Raw genomic sequence first — 16,405 nt, 5'->3', positions numbered from 1 at the left:
CCTCCTTCCACACGTGGTCTTCCTTGGAGCTCCGGGGCACCGCCGGCATTGCAGACGGCGCCCTGGAATGATCAGTAGCTGAGCCTAGGGTTTCGAGGCAGCAGCGCGGGGCTCTGGTGGTCGTCCGGGCCGGCCAGGAGGACCGATCGTGCGAATTGAGTCGGGTCGGCCGCCTGTCGCTCGCACTCACCGTGGGCGCCGTAGGCGAGGACCAGCGTGTCGGCGGCCGCGTGGGTGAACGCCTCGCCGTCACTCACGTGTGCTGCCTGCCGCGGTCAGAGCCGCCGGCCGGGCATCCGCCGAGCCGCCTGGCCACTGGAAGACCAGGCGGGAGGCCGCCTTGTCCAACACGTGCCCGGCGGGCAGGTCCTGGTCGGGCGTACCTGCTGGATGGGCGGTCATCGGCGGGTAGCCGGTGTGGCGGACATGCCGGTCCCACTGCTGTGCGCAGTCGATCAGCCGGTCCGCCAGAGCGGGCCCGGCCGGGCCGTAGGCGTGCGCATAGAACTCCCAGCGACTTTCGGGCGGCGTCTCGCCCTTGTGGAGCTGGACGGTGGTCAGGTAGGCCAGGGACCCGTCGGCGACAAGGGCGGGCAGGTGTTCACCTCCGGTGACCACGAGGGGAGTCCTGGAGGAGCGGTCGGTGGTGAGGCGGCAGTGGTCCGGCAGGGTGGTGGCCGCGTACACCTGCAGCGTGTCGAAGGGGCACATCCCCGGCATGACCACCCCGGTGGGCGCCTCGTATCGCTCACCGTGCAGTGCCTCCTCGAGCCTGGTCGTCTCCAGCGCCGGGCCGTCGTGGAAGCTTCAGACGTCCGTCGGCGAGCGTGACCGTCTGCGTGGCGCGGGCGGCGGCGCCCTGATCCCTCACGAATCCGCACACGGTCCAGTCGCGCGCGTGCAGCACGTCACCCTGCCGCTGGAAAGCGATCGCACGCGTGTAGCCGTGCATTTCCAGCGGGAGGACGAGGTACCGGCCCTCGGCCAGCTGCTCCCGCCAGGCGGGCGCGATGTCCCACACGTTGTGGGTGATGACCATGCCGCCGAACCCCTCATCCGGGACGTGGTCGGGAGCGCCGAGGCTGCCGTCGCCGAGCACGGCGGTGACCCGGCCACTGCCGGCCTCGGCGCACAGCCGCCGGGTGCGGCGGATGACGTAAGGGTCGAGGTCTACGGTGATCACCCGCCCTGCCGGGCCGGTGACGTGGGCCATCAGCTCGGCGTTGTAGCCGCCTGAGCCGGCCTCGAAGACGGTCATGCCCGGCTCGAGGTGGAAGTGCTCGATCATGTCGGCTTGGAGCCAGGCGGCCGAGACCGAGCTGAGCGCCGTACCGGATTCGTCGCGGCGGGTGACGACGGCCAGGTCGTCGTCGTAGGCGGTGCTCAGCGGGGATTCGGGGGTGAAGCGGTGCCGGGGCACGGTGCGCAGCGCCTGTTGAACGGGCGCCGAGGGTGCCCGGCCCTTGGCGATCACGGCGTCGGCCATCTTCTGACGAAGCCGGACAGCCTCGGCCGGCTCGCCGCCGACGGCGGGGGGACCATCGGCGTGAGGGTAGGAGTGCACGGGCGGTAGGCCGGGCAGGACGCCCGGCCACACCGCCTCCAGCGCCTGCGCGGAGGGCGTGAAGACGGGCCCGAGGCCGGCCAGGGTATGCAGGTCGTGCCACTCCCAGCGGGTGAAGCGGTGCGGCTCGGACACCCGTGGGGCGCCTGTCCAAGCGGTGATGCGGACCACCGCCGATACGCGACGGACATCGGCGCGATCATCGTGGAGGATCGTTAGCAGGTGCGCATCCTCAAGACGTGCGCTCAGGCCAGCCTCCTCGGCCAGTTCCCGTACGGCCGCTGCCTGAGCAGATTCGCCGTTCTCGACGCGACCGCCGGGGAGTTCCCACATGCCGCGGGCGGAGCGCCCGAGCAGGACCCGCCCGCAGTCGTCGGTGACCACGGCGCACGCGCCGAGGACTGCCTGCGGCTCCGGGCGGCCCTTCTCCACCGCCTTGAAGGAACTGACCGGAGCGCGCAGGACCAGGAACGCGAGCCCGTCCGCGTCGCACCGCTCCACCTGTGCCCAGCCTTCAGTGAGCAGGTCGATCTCGTGCTCGTCCAGGGCGATGCGCCGCCGCTCCTCAGGGGTGTTCGCCGCTACGGGTGTGATGACAACCAGGGCGCCACCGGGACGCAGCCGATTCGCCAGGCTGCGCACCACTCGGGTGCGATCGCCCACGAAGGCGAGCATCAGGCGCATGGTGATCAGGTCGTAGCCGTCGTCGTTCAGCCCGGCCGGGTCGTCGTGCTCGATGTCCAGGCACAACCACCGCACCCCCTCGGCGCCGTCCTGCTCTTTGCGGGCGCGGGCCAGGGCCCCTTCGGCGAAATCAACGGCATCGACTTCGTAGCCGAGTTCGGCGAGGTGGGCGGCGAGTTCGCCGGTGCCGCAGCCCACATCCAGCGCCCGGCCGCCGTCGGGTGCGGAGGTGTGCCGGGTGAGCAAGTCGCGCTCCACGTCGCGCAACGGGCGGAAACCGCGGCCCTCGTCGTAGTGCTTCGACCAGTCCGAGCGGTCGTATGCCACAGGTGCTCTCCTCATCAGCGGTGGTGGACGGTGGCGGTGGGCGGAACGGGCAGTCGCCAGGTCAGGGCGCTCGGCCCGTTGCCCGCGCTCACGCGCTGTTTCCCGCTTTCTTCGAAAGCGAGGTGGTAGACCGCGGGCGCGCTGGCGGCCCGCCAACGTGCGGCGGTCTCGTGAATTTCGCCCCAGATGTCGCGTGGGCCGCCGGTGGTGATGCTCCAGGCACCAGTGCGGTCCGGGTGGGCAGACACCCAGGAGCCGCAGCGAGGTGCGCCGACACCAGCCCCCCAGCTCCCCAGTGCCGCACCAGGCCCGGGTGCAACGCGTCCAGTGCGAGCCAGAAACCGCGGGCCTCGTCCGGCGGCGGCGCCTGTACCGAGCGGAAGGCACGAGCCTCCGACTCCTCGGCGCAACCGGCCGCGATGCGCTGACGGAAGGCTGCGGAGAGGTAGAGCCGGTTCATGCCGTGCCCGGCGCGGTGGGCGTACTCCACGGCCCGCAGCTGAGCCTGAAGTCGCCCGTCAGGCTTTCGGGTAACGACGGCCAGCGCAGGCCAGGACGGTGAGGAGGTGGTGACGTGTACCAGCAACCGCCCTCCGGGGGCCAGTTGGTCCACGCATGCCTGCGGCACGTACGGCAGGGCGTAGGTGATCAGGATCCGGTCGTACGGGGCCTGCTGTGGCCAGCCGTGTTCGCCGTTTCCGCTGACCAGGGTCGGCCCGTACCCGAGGGCTCCCAGACGTGCTCGGGCGGCTTCGGTTACGTGCGGGTCCCGGTCGAGTGTGACCACGGTCTGATCTCCGCAGACATGACAGGCCACCGCCGTGGTCACGCCGGCGCCGGTACCGATGTCGAGCACCCGGTGCCCCTGCCGGAGGGCCAACTCCTCCAGGAGGGAGGAGGTCAGGCTCATCACGGTCGACATCGACGTCATGCCCCCGCCGGACCGGCCCCGGCGCGGCCGGCCGAGAAGGGGCTCGCCGTCGTGTTGGATCAGGACGCTCTGGCCACCGTGCAGCACCGCGAGAAGTTCCTCACGGTCATCCGGCTCGGCCCAGTCCAGCAGTTCCCAGCGCGGCGGCATCTCATCGGCGGCGCTGCGCCGCACGTACGCCTGTGGCATCAATACCTCGCGGGGCAGGGCGAGCAGCGCCTCGCGCACCGGGCCGGGGCCGAGGTCGCCGTCCGCCTCCAGCCGGGCGACCATCGCCGCCCGAGCAGCGGCAGAATCGCCCGCGGGGTCTGCTGCTGTGCCCTGTCGTGGAAGCATGCTGTCCCCAGTGCCGGCCCGGGGCGCTTCGCCGGTCGCCTCGACGGTCATGTCCACCCCAGCTCGGTGTAGAGGCAGCCGGCGCGGATGCCTTCGATGGCTGCGCGGGTATAGGGCACGACCTGCTCGGGAAGCCTCTGCGGGTGCCAGAAGCCCCAGCTGATGCACCTGTCGGGCTCCAGGACCTCCGGCGTGCCCGACCACGCACGCGCCCGGAAGACCATCTGCATCCGTGGCCGGTCGCCGGGCGTATCCACGAGATGCACGACGTGCGCGAGATCAACATCGATGGGATCGATTAACAGTCCGGCCTCCTCCCGCGCTTCCCTCACGAGGCACGAGACAGCGCTTTCCTGCTCGCAGTGGCCCGCCAGGAAGTGGTGCATCGATCCGGCGTATGCCGAGTCGGGATGGCGCAGTCCGAGCAGTACCCGTCCCTCGGCATCCTCCAGGTAGAGATGGACACCGATGACGTTCAGGACGGTCCCGCTCGGTGCCTTCGCCTGCACGGCCGGTGGACGGCCCGATCCCGCGGACTCGGTGCCCCCTACGAGACACTCCGAGGTGTTCGGCGGCTCGGCCACGGGGGTGGGCGAACCGAGCTTGAGCAGCTTCTCCCTCAGTGTCGGCGCGGTAACGCGGTCGACGGGGCGCCACTCCCACCCGGATACCTCCTCGGTCTGGAGGGTGATGGCCCCCTCACCTAGGAGCCGGAAGACAAAGCGCAGGTCGTAGTGCTGGTGGGCCGGTTCTTTCTTGGCCGGGCTGGCGTCGATGTCGTGGACGTCGATGTCCAAGGGTGCACCGTCGTAGCCGGGCCAGGCGGCCACTGCGTGCGGAGGGATGCCGGCCTCTTCGTGCAGCTCGCGCAGGGCCGCTGCGGCGAGCGTCTCGTCGCCGGGCTCGGTGTGGCCGCCGGGGGCGAGGGCCTTGCCGCTGGCCCGGTGATGGATGTGCAGCACCCGGCCGGCCTCATCGATCACGAGGGCGCTGCAGGTCACGTGGCCGGGGAAGGCGGTGCGGCTAGTGGGGTCGGCGGGATGGGCGAGGGCCTTCAGCAGCGGGGTCAGAGCGGTGCGCTCGTTCGGGTGGCGTACGAGGTACGCCTCGACGGTGTCGCGGATGAGGGAGCGGCTGGGCGGCATGTCATCACCTCGGGGCCATGGGGACAGGAGGGGAACACGGATGTCGAGCACGGCTGAGCAGCGTGTGACCGCTCGGGGTGGGCGGCTCAGGTGTGTGCCTGGTGCTGCCCTCCTTCGCTCAGGGAGGCGTCGGAGGAGACCTGGTAAGACAGCAGTTGCTGAAAGAGGCCCGGCTGGCTGGAGAGCTCCTGATAGGTGCCTTCCTGCACGATCCGTCCCTCGTCGAGGACCACGATCCGGTCGGCCACGGCAACGTTGGTGATGCGGTGGGTTACCAGCAGCACCGCCCGGTCACGGGCCAGGTCCCGAAGTCGCTGGAAGATCCGGTACTCGGCGCGGGGGTCCAGGTTCGCGGTCGGCTCGTCGAGAACCAGGAGCCCGGCCTCGCGGAAAAACGCCCTCCCGAGAGCGATTCGCTGCCACTGGCCGCCGCTCAGCTCTTCCCCGTTGAGCCACTCACGGGCGAGGAGGGTGTCCAGCCCGGCGCCGAGTTTGTCGACGACTTCGTCAGCGTCGGCGGCCTCGCACGCTTCACGGACCGCCTCGTCGCCTCGCGGTGAGGGCTGCCCGAGGGTGATGTTCTCCCGCACCGTGAGCGGCCAGTGCGCGTAGTCCTGTGGCACCAGGGCCACTTGCTGCCACAGCGCCTGCGGGTCGGCATCGCTGGTGGGGGTGCCGTCCCACAGCACCTGTCCGTCCGTGGGCAAGTACAACCCGCTGACCAACTTTGACAACGTCGACTTCCCCGAGCCGTTGAAGCCCACCAGGGCGGTCACCTGGCCTTGGCGCAGGGTGAGCGAGACGTCCGAGAGCGCATCCCGGTCCTTGCCTGCATAGCGGTGGAAGACCGACTTGATCTCGATCTTCTTCGGCGGCTCGGGTCGGTAGGTGCCCCGGCGCATGCGGAACCCGCCGGCCTTCTCCAGGAAGTTGTTCCAGTCATCCATGTACAGCCCCGTGCGCATGGCCCGGGAGCCAACGGAGACGAGGCCGCGGACGGACTGGCCCACTGTCTGGAGGGCGAAGACCGCTGTACCCGCGTGGCCGACGCTGATCCGGCCGGTCGCCAGCAGGCCCACCACGGCAGCCCACACAATCGCTGATCCCAGGCCCCCGCACGCCGCGCCGATCAGGGACATGCGGGCCCCCTTGTTAGCCGCGGCCCGGTCCTCCCGGTTGATCCGGGCGACTGTCTGCCGGTACCGCCCGGAGAGAAACGGGGCCATGGTGCCGGCGCGGATCTGGTCGGCGGCGTCCTTGGTGTAGATGTGCCAACGCAGCACCGACAGCATCCGGTAATCACCGTTGGAGCGGAGGTTGGCCAGGTAGCGCACCCGCGCGGCGCTGACCTGGGAGACGGCCTGGGGCAGGCTGGCGGCCACCAACAGCGGCAGTAGCACGGGATGGACCCCGGCCAGCACGAATGCTCCGGCGAGGAACGAGGCACTCGACGCGATCAGGTCCTGTCCTTCGTTGATCAGGTCCCCGGTGACCTGCGCGCCGCGGTCGGCGGCTTCCCGGTCGCGGTTGAAGTCCGGCTCGTCGTACGCGCACAGCTCTACCTCGGTGCAGCCATCGAGGAGCATCTGCTCGGCCTCGCGTGTCATCAGCGGGCCCAACCGCGAGGAGAGCCAGTTCACGGTGATCCCCATCACCGCTCGCGCACCGGCGGTGCCGGCGAGAAGCGCCAGGGACGGCCATGCCTGCATGAGTCGGTGGAAGACGTCCCCGCTGGACAGCAGCGCAGTCAGGGTGCCACTGATGGCGAGTAGCCCCATCGCTTGCATCACGCCCGAGAGGGCCTGGCAGACCAGGAGGCCCACGGTTGCCGGCCGGTCCACCCGCCAGGCGAGCGCCAGGGACCGGCGGACGAGCTGGGGCAGGCGCCGGGCCATGTCGAGCAGCCGGATCGACCTGCCGGCCGCTTCACGGCGGCCGGTCACATCCACGAACCGCATCTGTGAAGCCGAGCCGGTCGCGGCGGCTGGTTCAGCTTCTGGGGAGGCGCCCGGTTCACCCTGGGATCCGGCAGGGGCCGTCGCGGAGGGAGGCGGCAGGGTGGTGCGCGGCCCGGGGACGCTGTCGGTTGATGCATCGGTGGGCTCGCTCATGCCGCCCACCCCGTATCCGGTCGTGCTGAGCTGGTGGTGCCGTCAACGGTGTGCGCGTCCGGGTGGAGTCGCCGTTCGATTCCAGGGGGCTGAAGCGCGGGGGTAGGGGTGGGGTGCATGGCGTCCTCCATCTGGGCGGCGAAGTGGCACTGGTGCTCTAAGAACGCACCGGATCTGGTCCCGTTACGGTCCGATCGCGGGGCACTTTGTGAACGTGAGTTCTCATCACAGGGGTTGGTTGTGCGGGCTCCGAACGGTCGCGCCTCAAACTCGTTCGATCGGATGGGGGCACTCCTTCGGGGGATTGCGACCCGGCAAGGCAAGTGGTTGCGGGCACGGCTGGCTGGGCCGTGGTGGCCTCGCCGACACGGCCTGCGGATGGGCGGGTTCAGGTCAGGGACATGGGCAGTTCGTCATGCCTCCCGGACGTGGAAAGCCGCCGGGGGGGAAGCGGCGTCCGTTGATCTGGAGAGCGATCGAGTACTCACCGGGGACGAGCTTCACGGTGGCGGTCGAGCGCAGTACGTGGTCCTTGGAGAGCCGCAGCTCCCGCCCCGGTTGGGCGGTGCCGCGCAGGAGGAAGTACGCCTTCTCCCGTGGCTTGCCGGTCTTCGTCGTTGAGGAGATCACGTACATCACGTGTACCGGCGCGGTCGTCGTGGTGGTGAGATCGGCGGAGAAGCTGAGCGTGCCGCCGTCACGTAGCTCGGTGTGCTTCAGGGCCACTGGGGTGAGCTCGATCGGGGCGCCGTGCGCGTATCCGAGGAAGGCGTAGGCGGCCGGCCAACCCTCCTTCAGCCTGCTGCGCAGCGCCTGCCGGGCGAGGGATGTGAAGTCCTTGTCGGTGGCGCGAGCGGAGTTCTGCCAGCGCTGAAGGGTGGACAGCACCAGCTGGGGTTGCTCGATCGAGAGATCGTGGAGGTGGTTGGCAACCGAGGTGCGCACGTAGGGGCTGGCGTCGGCGTACAGCTGATCGAGGATGGGCAGCGCCGCGTCCGCGGGCAGCCTGACCCGAGGGACCCAGGGCAGGCGAGGGCGGGTTGCCTCGCTGGCCAGACGGCGGACCCGGTGATCCTCGTCTCGGGCCCAGGCGTGGACAATCTTCATCGTCTCGTCAGGGAAGTCGGTGAGGAAGTCCCGAGCCGCGAGCTCGGCTGAGAAGTAGCAGGTGAGGCGTGCGAGGGCGTCGAGGGCCTGGTCCAGATGCTCGGCGGTGCGAAAGTATCGGGCGACGTAGTCGGAGTGGGGCGAGTAGATGTGCAGCCCGAAGTCGTTCGTCACGCCGGCCGCCTCGGGAGTCGGCGGCAGCGAGCGCAGCAGGATCTCCAGCGCCTCGACGCCGGTGACCGGGAGGTGGGCGTGCAGGGCCGCGCTGGTGCGGGCGATCCGGTCCTTCAGTTCCAGCCGGGGCAAGTCGGCCATGACGTCCCGCACGAACCTGTCGGCGTCGAACTCGGAGCATGATCCCTGCAGTTCACGAGCGATGCGGGCGATGCGTTCGGCGTTGAGCGCGGTCTCTTTGAGGGGCACCTTCACGGTCATGGGCAAACCTTAGGGTCGGCTACAGGGACGGCCCTCGCGATCACGCCGCAGGTCATCCGGTGGTGTGAGCAGGGCGGCGGGGCGGAGTCAGCGGACGGCGGTGCGGTACAGCAGCCGGTGGTGGCGGGAGCTGTCGCAGGACGAGGCGGTGTGAAGAGTGGCGAGGTTGTCCCAGACGATGAGGTCGCCCTGGCGCCAGCGGTGGCTGTAGACGTACCGGGGACTGGTTGCGTGCTCCAGCAGCTTGGCCAGGAGGCTGCGGCTCTCCTCCGCGGCCATGCCGACGATCCCGCGGATGACCATGGGGCCGAGCAGGAGGGAGCGGGCACCGGTGACGGGATGGGTCTGGACGAGCGGGTGTTCGACTTCGGGCTGGTCGGCGAAGCTGCCGGCCGCGGCCGACGAGGTGCCGCCGCTGGCCTGGCTCTGCAGCGTGCTGAGCTGCTGGATGGAGTGGATGGCGCGCAGGCCCTCGATCCGCTCCTTCAGATCCTGCGGGAGTTCGGCGTAGGCGCGGGTGGCGTCGGCGAACCGGGTCTGCCCGCCGTGCTCGGGCGTGATGACCGAGTACAGCAGCGTCGCCCGGGTCAGCTCGGGCTTGAAGGAATTGTCGACGTGCCACTCCTCCTCGTCATCGCCGTCGTAGATGCCGACGTACGAGCCGTCCTCGACGATGTTGCTGACGGTGGTGATCCCAGGGAACCCGCCGACCGCGTAGCGGCGGTCGACGTCGGTGTCCACGGTGCCGAAATAGGCGCTGACCCTGAGGAGATCGGCGTGGTTGAGATGCTGACGGGGGAAGACGAGCACCCGGTGGCGAGCCAGAGCCTCGCCCAGGTCCGAGACGAGCGGTTGCTGTCGGGGCGCGCTGAGGTCACAGTTGACCTCGACGCCGAGCCCGCCCGACAGTGGGCGGAGAGCAAGGGGCATCGCGGATCCTCCTGGCGGGGTGAAGCGGGCGGGCTGCTCAGAACTGGGGAGACTGCAGGAACCGGTTGATGTCCTTGATGCCGGAGGCGGCCATGCACAGTCGCTCGATGCCGATGCCCAGGCCGACGCTGGTGGCCGGCACTCGGCCCTCGTCGATCGCCTCCCACGCCAGGCGCTGTTCTTCGTCGTAGAGGTCCACGTCACGGGCGCGCTGGGCGAAGGCTGCGCCGTCGACCTCGTCCTCGTAGCCATGGACGACCTCGATGCCGTCCACGATGAGTTCGAACCGGTTGATCGTCGCGGTGGTGCCCGGAGTGAGGCGGGCGCACGGCTCGTCCCCGCCGAGCGGGTAGTCGGTCAGGAACACCGCGGTGCCCGCGCTCTGCGTCTCCAGCTCACGTTCCACGTACTGCCCGAGCACGTCCCTGAACGGCGTCCTGGGGGCGAGGTTCATTCGGTCGGCCATTCGCTCCGGGAGGTCACCGAGGGGCTCGCGCCGCAGGTCGAGGCCGAACTGGTCGCGGATATGGTCCGCAACGGAGATCCGGGCAGGGGCGTGGGCGATGTGCGGGGCGACCAGCCGCTCCGCCAGGGCGAAGAGGAACTCGAAGTCCTCGCCCGCAACGTACAGATCGAGCATCGTGAACTCGGACGCGTGGAGGTGGTCCGGCTTTTCGGGGCGGAAGCAGGGACCGATCTCGAAGATCCGCGGGTGGTACTCGAGGTTCACGCGCAGTGCCGGCCCGATCATCGCGCGCAGGAACCGGCCGCCGTCCAGGTCGACCGGGGCCCGGCGCCCCGGCCCGAGGTCGGCGCGCCGGGCAACGGGCGTCACCACCTCAACGAAGGCTTCCGCGCACAAGGTGTCCCGCAGGGTGAAGAGCGTGTCGGACTTCATAGCGATCGGGTCGAGCATGCAGCTCTCCTCAAGTCCAGGTCTTTGGGGGCCGGTTGAAGGAGCCGTGGGCCGCTTTCGGCATCCGGCTCGTCGGCGAGCCACAAGCTAGCCGTGACCGTGCGCGCAGCAGAACCCCGCCGCTAGATCCGGGACTCCTCGGAAGAGCAGAAAGCGGTCTCCATGAGCCCCAGTGCGGCATGTTCGCGCAGGTCAGAGGGTGTGCCCGCGCAACGGTCGCGCAACAGCCGGGTGCACTCGGCGCAACGCCGCAGAGCGTTGCCGCAGCTCTCACTGCCGCCATAGCGTGATGGCTCAAGCACCCGGCGCGCTTGCGTCACCCCATCGCCTCTCGTAACCGGCGCGTGCTCCAGGCGTGACCCCGTGCGGCGTGCCGCATGATCCCCGGGAAGCTTCGGGCCGACGGCCCAGCACCTCACCTCTGCCGCGACCCGGCAGTACACCCACCGCCCGATCACCAAGGAGTCGCGGATCCTCCGCGACCGAAGGGAGAGCCCACCATGACTGCTCTGAAGAACGGGATGCGTCCCGACGGCGGCCTCAAGCTCGGCATGCGTCCCGACGCCACGGCCCTCAAGGACGGCATGCGCCCCGACGCGGGCCTCAAGCTCGGCATGCGCCCGGACGCCACCGTGCTGAAGGCAGGGATGCGTCCCGACGCAGGGCTCAAGCTCGGCATGCGCCCCGACGCCGTCGCGCTCAAGAGCGGGATGCGTCCCGACGCGGGGCTGAAGCTCGGCATGCGTCCGGACGCCACGACCGCGGCCTGACGCGCCGCTGTGCCTGCTGTCCCTGTTCCGGTGCGGTCCCTGGTGGGCCGCACCGGAGCGGGGGTGCAGCTCACCCGCACCTTCGTGAAGTACGCCCCGAGACTCGCTACGCCTGGAGGAACTGATGGGCAGCCCCGCCGTGCACTCGGTGCAGCAGCCGGCGCCACGAGGCAGAACGCGCAACGGTACTGGTGCCTCGGGGCCCGTTCGCAAGGCCCTCGGGCCGAGGCTCATCGCTGATTTGGAGAAGCTGTGCGGTCGCCCGACCGTCGGGCTGTTCGATGTCTTCAAGGACCTCGCGGCCGTGGCTTTCGCGGCGGGTGTCGGACAGCTCGTCGGCCACGTCGTCGGCCCCCTGCTGGCCATCTGCTACATCGGCGTGAGGCAGCGGCACCTGTCGAACCTGGCGCACGAGTGCGTGCACTCCAAGCTGATGGCAACGCGCTGGGGAAACCGGCTTGTTGGGTACGCACTGACCGCGCTGTTGGGGGAGGGCTTCCTGCCCTACCGCAGCACTCACTATGTGCACCACGCCAAGCTCGGTTCGGATGACGACCCGATGTTCCAGTCCTACAAGGCCGGCAACATCTGGGCGGCCGGTACGGTTCCGAGTCGCCGCGCCTTCGTGCTGCGTTTCATCGTGTACGGCGGCCTGTGGCGCCTGCCGAAGACCGCGGTCCGCACCCTGGTCACCAAGGCTCCCGAGGAGACGTGGCGGGCGCTCGCCGCCCGGGCCATGCTGTGGGCAGCCGTCATCGCCGCGTGCTGGCCCCTCGATGCGGTGGCGCCCTTCCTGCTCTACTGGCTGGTGCCGCTGGTCTTCGTACGGCCGGTCGTCACCTGGATCACCGACCTCGGCAACCACGCGGGCCTCATCGAGAACGAGGACGTCCTTCTGCAGACCCGCGGCTGGTCCTCCCACTGGCTCACCCGGCACCTGCTCGGCGGCCACCTCGACGACATGTACCACCCAGTGCACCATTGGTGCCCGCAGATCCCCTGGCGGCGTCTGCCCGAAGCCAGGGCCCTGGCCGCCAAGCACCTGGAGCGCTGGGACGAAGTTCCCTGGTGCAGCGGCTATTTCTTCCGCCGGCGCTCCACGCCCGGCCAGCCGTGCGTGATCGAGGACATCCTCGCCCGCCTCAGCACCGGCCCCGGTCCAGCCCGCCCGGCCCGTGCCTGCAGCGCAGCCGCCTAACACCACCCCGTCTCGCCACACCGTCCATCAACCAGCCGACACCGCTGTGCCCAGCGCCCGTCGCGTGAGCGGCGCGGTGCACCCTGCGCAGCGTCGGCAACGGCCGCCGAGGAGGCGGCACGCCATGACCGATCCCGCCCTCGCCGTGAACAGCTTCGACGAATGGACACAGCTCCGCGAGGTCGTCGTGGGCCGCGCCGAGCACTACACCGCGCACCACGTCGACGCCTCGTGGCGCCTGTTCTTCTTCGACAACGTGGCCCCGGCCCTCGACGGCGAAGCCGCCGCGCAGGGTCTTCTGCCGATCCGTGACCAGCTCGTCGACGAGCTGAACGAGGACATCGCCGGCCTGGTCGATGCCCTGGCCGGCTCCGGGGTGCGCGTGCACCGGCCCGCAACCCCCGGCAAGGACATCGACATCAACTCCCCGCACTGGGAGGCCCGAGCGACGCCTCCTCTCAACGTTCGCGACCAGACGATCATCCTCGGGGACACCATTGTCGAGACCGCGCCCCATGTGCGCGCCCGCGTCTTCGAGAACGACCTGCTCAAGCCGATCTTCTACCGCTACTACGGAGCCGGGTCGAACTGGGTGAGCATGCCGCGGCCCGCGCTGGCCCGCGGCTCCCTGGACGACGCCTACTTCCGCAGCCAGGGCATCGACGCCTCCCGCGCCACCGATTCTGAAACGGCCCTGAGCATCGACGGGCTCGGTCTGGAGATGGTCTTCGACGGCGCGCAGTGCATGCGGCTGGGCCGCGACGTCCTGGTCAACGTCGCCAACTACAACCACGAGCTGGCACTGCGCTGGCTGCGGGACAACCTCCCGCACCTGCGCTTCCACCGCCTCGACGGCATCGCCGACAACCACATCGACAGCGTCATCGTGCCGCTGCGTCCTGGGCTGATGCTGCTGCGGTCCCCGAAGTACCTGAAGTATCTGCCCGAGGCCATGCAGTCCTGGGAGGTGATCTACGCACCGGAGACCGACGACAGCAACTTCCCGGACTACAGCGACCTCGGCTTCGTCATCCCCATCGGCAGCCGGTACATGGACATCAACGTCCTGTCCGTCGACGAGGACACCGTAATCGTCAACTCCCTGTACCCGGAGCTGATCACCGTCCTGGAACGCCGCGGCTTCACCGTCATCCCGGTCCGCCACCGGCATCGGAGGCTGTTCGGCGGCGGCTTCCACTGCTTCACCTTGGACACCGTCCGACGCGGCGGCCCCGACGAATACCTCACCTGACTCCGGCGTCCCGATCAGCCGGGCTCCGATCACGACAGTCCGCCCGAACATCAGGAGAACCCCGATGAGTACCTACGCCTGGCCGCCCGACCGCGACTTCTGGACCGAGGAGTTCCCCGCCAAGACCACCGGCAGGACCGCGCCGCACCTGTTCAAGGGCATCGTCCCGTCCACCGCGGCGAGCCCCGACGGCGTCCTTGAGGGGTTCGCGGCCATCCGCAACGCACACGCCTCGGGCACCGAGATCAAGGCCAAGGCCCGCGTCTACGTCGGCGAGGAGCGACGCGACGACCTCCTCCCGGAGGTACTGAGCGCGGCAGCCTGGCCCGACGACGGCTTCGTACCGTGGATGCAGTCCCTCGCGGGCGCCGACCGCTTCAGCCTGGTGATCAACAACCTGGAGACCGTCAGCCCGCCGCTGGCCGCGGGCCTGGGCACCTTCCTCGCATCCCTCCTGGACGGCTGGGGCGTCCCGCTCGGCGGCGCCGAGCAGGTCGCGTTCGCCGGCAACTACGCCGGCACCGCGTTCGGCGTCCACGAGGGGTACGAGGACGCATTCCTCATCCACCTCGGGCCGAACGCGAAGAACTTCTACACCTGGCCCGGCGACGAGTACGAGAAGCTCACCGGCGGCAAGGCCCCGCTCTACGGCGACTACCGCTGGTTGCTGGAACACGGCGAGCACTTCGTCCTGGAGCCGGGCGACGCCCTGTTCCTGCCTCGCCGCGTCTTCCACGTCGGCACCCAGGACCAGTTCTCCGTCTCCGTGGCCGTGCCGCTGTACACGTATCCGGACGCGGGCATCCTGCGCCAGGCCGTACTCCCCGAGCTGCTCGACTCGCTCCTGGCCGACCGTGGTCCCGACGACGAGCTCAGCCAGCCCTCGCCGATGGCGCCCGAGGTTGCAGGCGGCGGCCCGGTGGCCCAGCGCTTGTTCCAGCTCGCCCGCACCACGCTCCACGTCGCCGCCGAGCGGGCCGAGGAGGCGGTCGAGCGGCACGTGCAGCGGCGGTGGGACACGGTGCTCAGCAACGGTGGCTGGGAGCTCGCGGAGGGAGACCTCTCCCGTTCCGTGGCGGCCGCGGCCTTCGACGCGCGGGAGGTGAAGCCCGGCGCCACCGTGTCGCTCATCGCGCCCTACCGGCTGCGCGTCAGCGGCGATGAGGTCTTCCTGCGCGGCTTCGAGGTCGACGTCGACGCCAGCGCGCTGGAGCCGGAGCTGGTCTCGACCCTCAATGCCGGCACCTCCATTCGTCTGCCCGATGACGAGGCCACTCTCGCCGCCGTCCGCGCCCTCGGTGCCACCGGCGGCCTCCACGTCAACCCCCGCTCCACCGCCCCGGAGGGCAGCACGTCATGACCCCCGAAAACTCGCTCGTCCACGCCTACCTCAAGACCCATCCCGAAACCCGCAGCGCGGTCAACGGCACCCTGCTGGGCAACTTCACCTCCGGCGATGACCTCGTCGACAAGCACCTCGCGCCGATGATCGCGTGGGTGTACGGGAAGATCGCCGACCAGGTCTCCCCGAGCGAGCTGGCCGAGACGCAGGCGCGGATGTACATCGAAGAGCTCTCGGTCTTCGCCCGCTACAACGCCCAGTTTCTCAAGGCGGCGGCCACCAACGTCGAGGGCTTCTGCCCCGAGCTCGCCCACGAGCTGCGCCGCAACCACCTGGAGGAGGGCGGCGAGCGCGGCAAGGTCCCCGCGCACTACGTGCTGTACTCCAACGCCCTCCTCAGCGACCTCGGCCTGCTCGTCAACGGGCACGTCCCCGCCCCCGAGACGGCGCTGCTGGTCGAGATGCATCAGTGGATGGTCGGCTCGCACATGCCCAGCCTGATCGCCGGCAGCTACTACGCCACCGAGGCGGTGGCCATCGCCGAGACCGAACTCCTGAGGGAGATCACCGACCGCTACGGCGAGCTGACCATTCAGGCGAGCGGCAGCGCCCTGAAGAAGCTGGACTACTACTACCGGCTCCACCTGGACGACGATCACGACGCCGCCCAGGTCGACGGGCTCAGCGTCGAGGCCGCACACATCGAGGGCCTGGCCCAGTTCATCCGAAAGGCTGATCTGTTCCACATCGACCTGCCGCAGGCCCTCGACGGCTTCCTGCAGATCATGGAGGCGATGACACACTGGTGGACTCAACTCGCCCATCGTGCACAGGAGATGAACTGATGAACGCCACCCACGCCGAGGAGACCGACGAGCGCACCGGCGGCTGCCTGTGCGGCCGGGTCCGTTTCACCGTCAAGGGCAAGGCGATCTACCCCCACACCTGCAGTTGCCCGCACTGCCAGAAACTGGGCGGGGCACCGCTGATGTGGTGGGCCGGCTTCTCCATGGACGGTTTCAAGTGGACCGGCGAGGGTGGCGAACCGACGTGGTTCGAGACGTTCGAGAGCGAGGCCAAGCGCGCCTTCTGCCCCGACTGCGGCAGCCGCCTCGCGGCGATCGACAGTGACATCCCGGACATCGGCATCAACGTCACGGCGCTGGATGACACCTCCGGCGCCGACCTCGTCCCGGTCAACCAGTCCTTCCGGGACAACGCGGTGCACTGGCTCCCCCCGGTGCCGGACACCCAGCACAGCACCGTCGTCGGCTGAGCCGACCGGCCGCTCGGGTGGTGAGACGCCCTCACCAGCTCACCACCCGAGCACGGCCGGGCAGACAGCGCCGCCGCAGCC

The 16,405-nt window shown here is 69.7% G+C and carries 15 protein-coding genes; 6 read left to right on the top strand and 9 right to left on the bottom strand.

Annotated features, from left to right (window positions below):
* Window positions 1-71: 71 nt before the first annotated feature.
* The 9 genes from IF04_RS0108375 to IF04_RS0108340 form a co-directional block, all read right to left on the bottom strand.
* Window positions 72-257 (bottom strand): hypothetical protein, encoded by a 186-nt coding sequence (locus tag IF04_RS0108375; protein WP_030253028.1) that lies wholly within the window; start codon window positions 255-257, stop codon window positions 72-74.
* The gene (locus IF04_RS40220) at window positions 250-720 is read right to left on the bottom strand and encodes a class I SAM-dependent methyltransferase (RefSeq protein ID WP_157847615.1); all 471 of its coding nucleotides are present in this window, start codon (window positions 718-720) and stop codon (window positions 250-252) included. The genes IF04_RS0108375 and IF04_RS40220 overlap by 8 nt, the downstream gene beginning before the upstream one ends.
* A 28-nt stretch (window positions 721-748) precedes the next feature.
* Complete coding sequence (locus IF04_RS40095; protein WP_342668121.1) at window positions 749-2,575, bottom strand: methyltransferase domain-containing protein; 1,827 nt, start codon at window positions 2,573-2,575, stop codon at window positions 749-751.
* Between the two features lie 88 nt (window positions 2,576-2,663).
* Window positions 2,664-3,842, bottom strand: a complete 1,179-nt coding sequence (locus IF04_RS35585) for a methyltransferase domain-containing protein (protein ID WP_245654323.1) — start codon at window positions 3,840-3,842, stop codon at window positions 2,664-2,666.
* Between the two features lie 47 nt (window positions 3,843-3,889).
* A complete protein-coding gene (locus tag IF04_RS0108360; protein ID WP_030253027.1) occupies window positions 3,890-4,987 on the bottom strand; it encodes an NUDIX domain-containing protein in 1,098 nt (365 codons plus the stop codon).
* 86 nt (window positions 4,988-5,073) lie between these two features.
* On the bottom strand, window positions 5,074-6,945 hold the full coding sequence (locus tag IF04_RS0108355) for an ABC transporter ATP-binding protein (protein WP_030253026.1): 1,872 nt from the start codon (window positions 6,943-6,945) through the stop codon (window positions 5,074-5,076).
* Window positions 6,946-7,491: 546 nt separating this feature from the next.
* Window positions 7,492-8,640 (bottom strand): hypothetical protein, encoded by a 1,149-nt coding sequence (locus IF04_RS0108350; protein ID WP_051830874.1) that lies wholly within the window; start codon window positions 8,638-8,640, stop codon window positions 7,492-7,494.
* A gap of 87 nt (window positions 8,641-8,727) precedes the next feature.
* The gene (locus IF04_RS0108345) at window positions 8,728-9,570 is read right to left on the bottom strand and encodes a TauD/TfdA dioxygenase family protein (RefSeq protein ID WP_030253024.1); all 843 of its coding nucleotides are present in this window, start codon (window positions 9,568-9,570) and stop codon (window positions 8,728-8,730) included.
* Between the two features lie 37 nt (window positions 9,571-9,607).
* A complete protein-coding gene (locus IF04_RS0108340; protein WP_030253022.1) occupies window positions 9,608-10,486 on the bottom strand; it encodes an amino acid--tRNA ligase-related protein in 879 nt (292 codons plus the stop codon).
* 500 nt (window positions 10,487-10,986) lie between these two features.
* Between IF04_RS0108340 and IF04_RS0108335 the strand changes: the two genes are divergently transcribed.
* From IF04_RS0108335 to IF04_RS0108310, 6 genes are all read left to right on the top strand, one after another.
* Window positions 10,987-11,256, top strand: a complete 270-nt coding sequence (locus IF04_RS0108335) for a hypothetical protein (RefSeq protein ID WP_030253020.1) — start codon at window positions 10,987-10,989, stop codon at window positions 11,254-11,256.
* Window positions 11,257-11,497: 241 nt separating this feature from the next.
* A complete protein-coding gene (locus IF04_RS0108330; RefSeq protein ID WP_245654322.1) occupies window positions 11,498-12,454 on the top strand; it encodes a fatty acid desaturase family protein in 957 nt (318 codons plus the stop codon).
* Window positions 12,455-12,578: 124 nt separating this feature from the next.
* Window positions 12,579-13,706, top strand: coding sequence for an inosamine-phosphate amidinotransferase (locus IF04_RS0108325; RefSeq protein WP_030253016.1), 1,128 nt, complete (start codon window positions 12,579-12,581; stop codon window positions 13,704-13,706).
* Between the two features lie 64 nt (window positions 13,707-13,770).
* Window positions 13,771-15,066, top strand: a complete 1,296-nt coding sequence (locus IF04_RS0108320; RefSeq protein WP_030253014.1) for a JmjC domain-containing protein — start codon at window positions 13,771-13,773, stop codon at window positions 15,064-15,066.
* Window positions 15,063-15,893 (top strand): DUF3865 domain-containing protein, encoded by an 831-nt coding sequence (locus tag IF04_RS0108315; RefSeq protein ID WP_030253011.1) that lies wholly within the window; start codon window positions 15,063-15,065, stop codon window positions 15,891-15,893. Before IF04_RS0108320 ends, IF04_RS0108315 begins: the two co-directional genes overlap by 4 nt.
* Complete coding sequence (locus IF04_RS0108310) at window positions 15,893-16,324, top strand: GFA family protein (RefSeq protein ID WP_030253009.1); 432 nt, start codon at window positions 15,893-15,895, stop codon at window positions 16,322-16,324. Before IF04_RS0108315 ends, IF04_RS0108310 begins: the two co-directional genes overlap by 1 nt.
* Window positions 16,325-16,405 lie beyond the last annotated feature (81 nt).

Origin of the sequence: Streptomyces violens, assembly GCF_000717745.1 — a bacterium.
Classification (GTDB): domain Bacteria; phylum Actinomycetota; class Actinomycetes; order Streptomycetales; family Streptomycetaceae; genus Streptomyces; species Streptomyces violens.
This window is presented reverse-complemented; position numbering and strand designations above follow the sequence as displayed.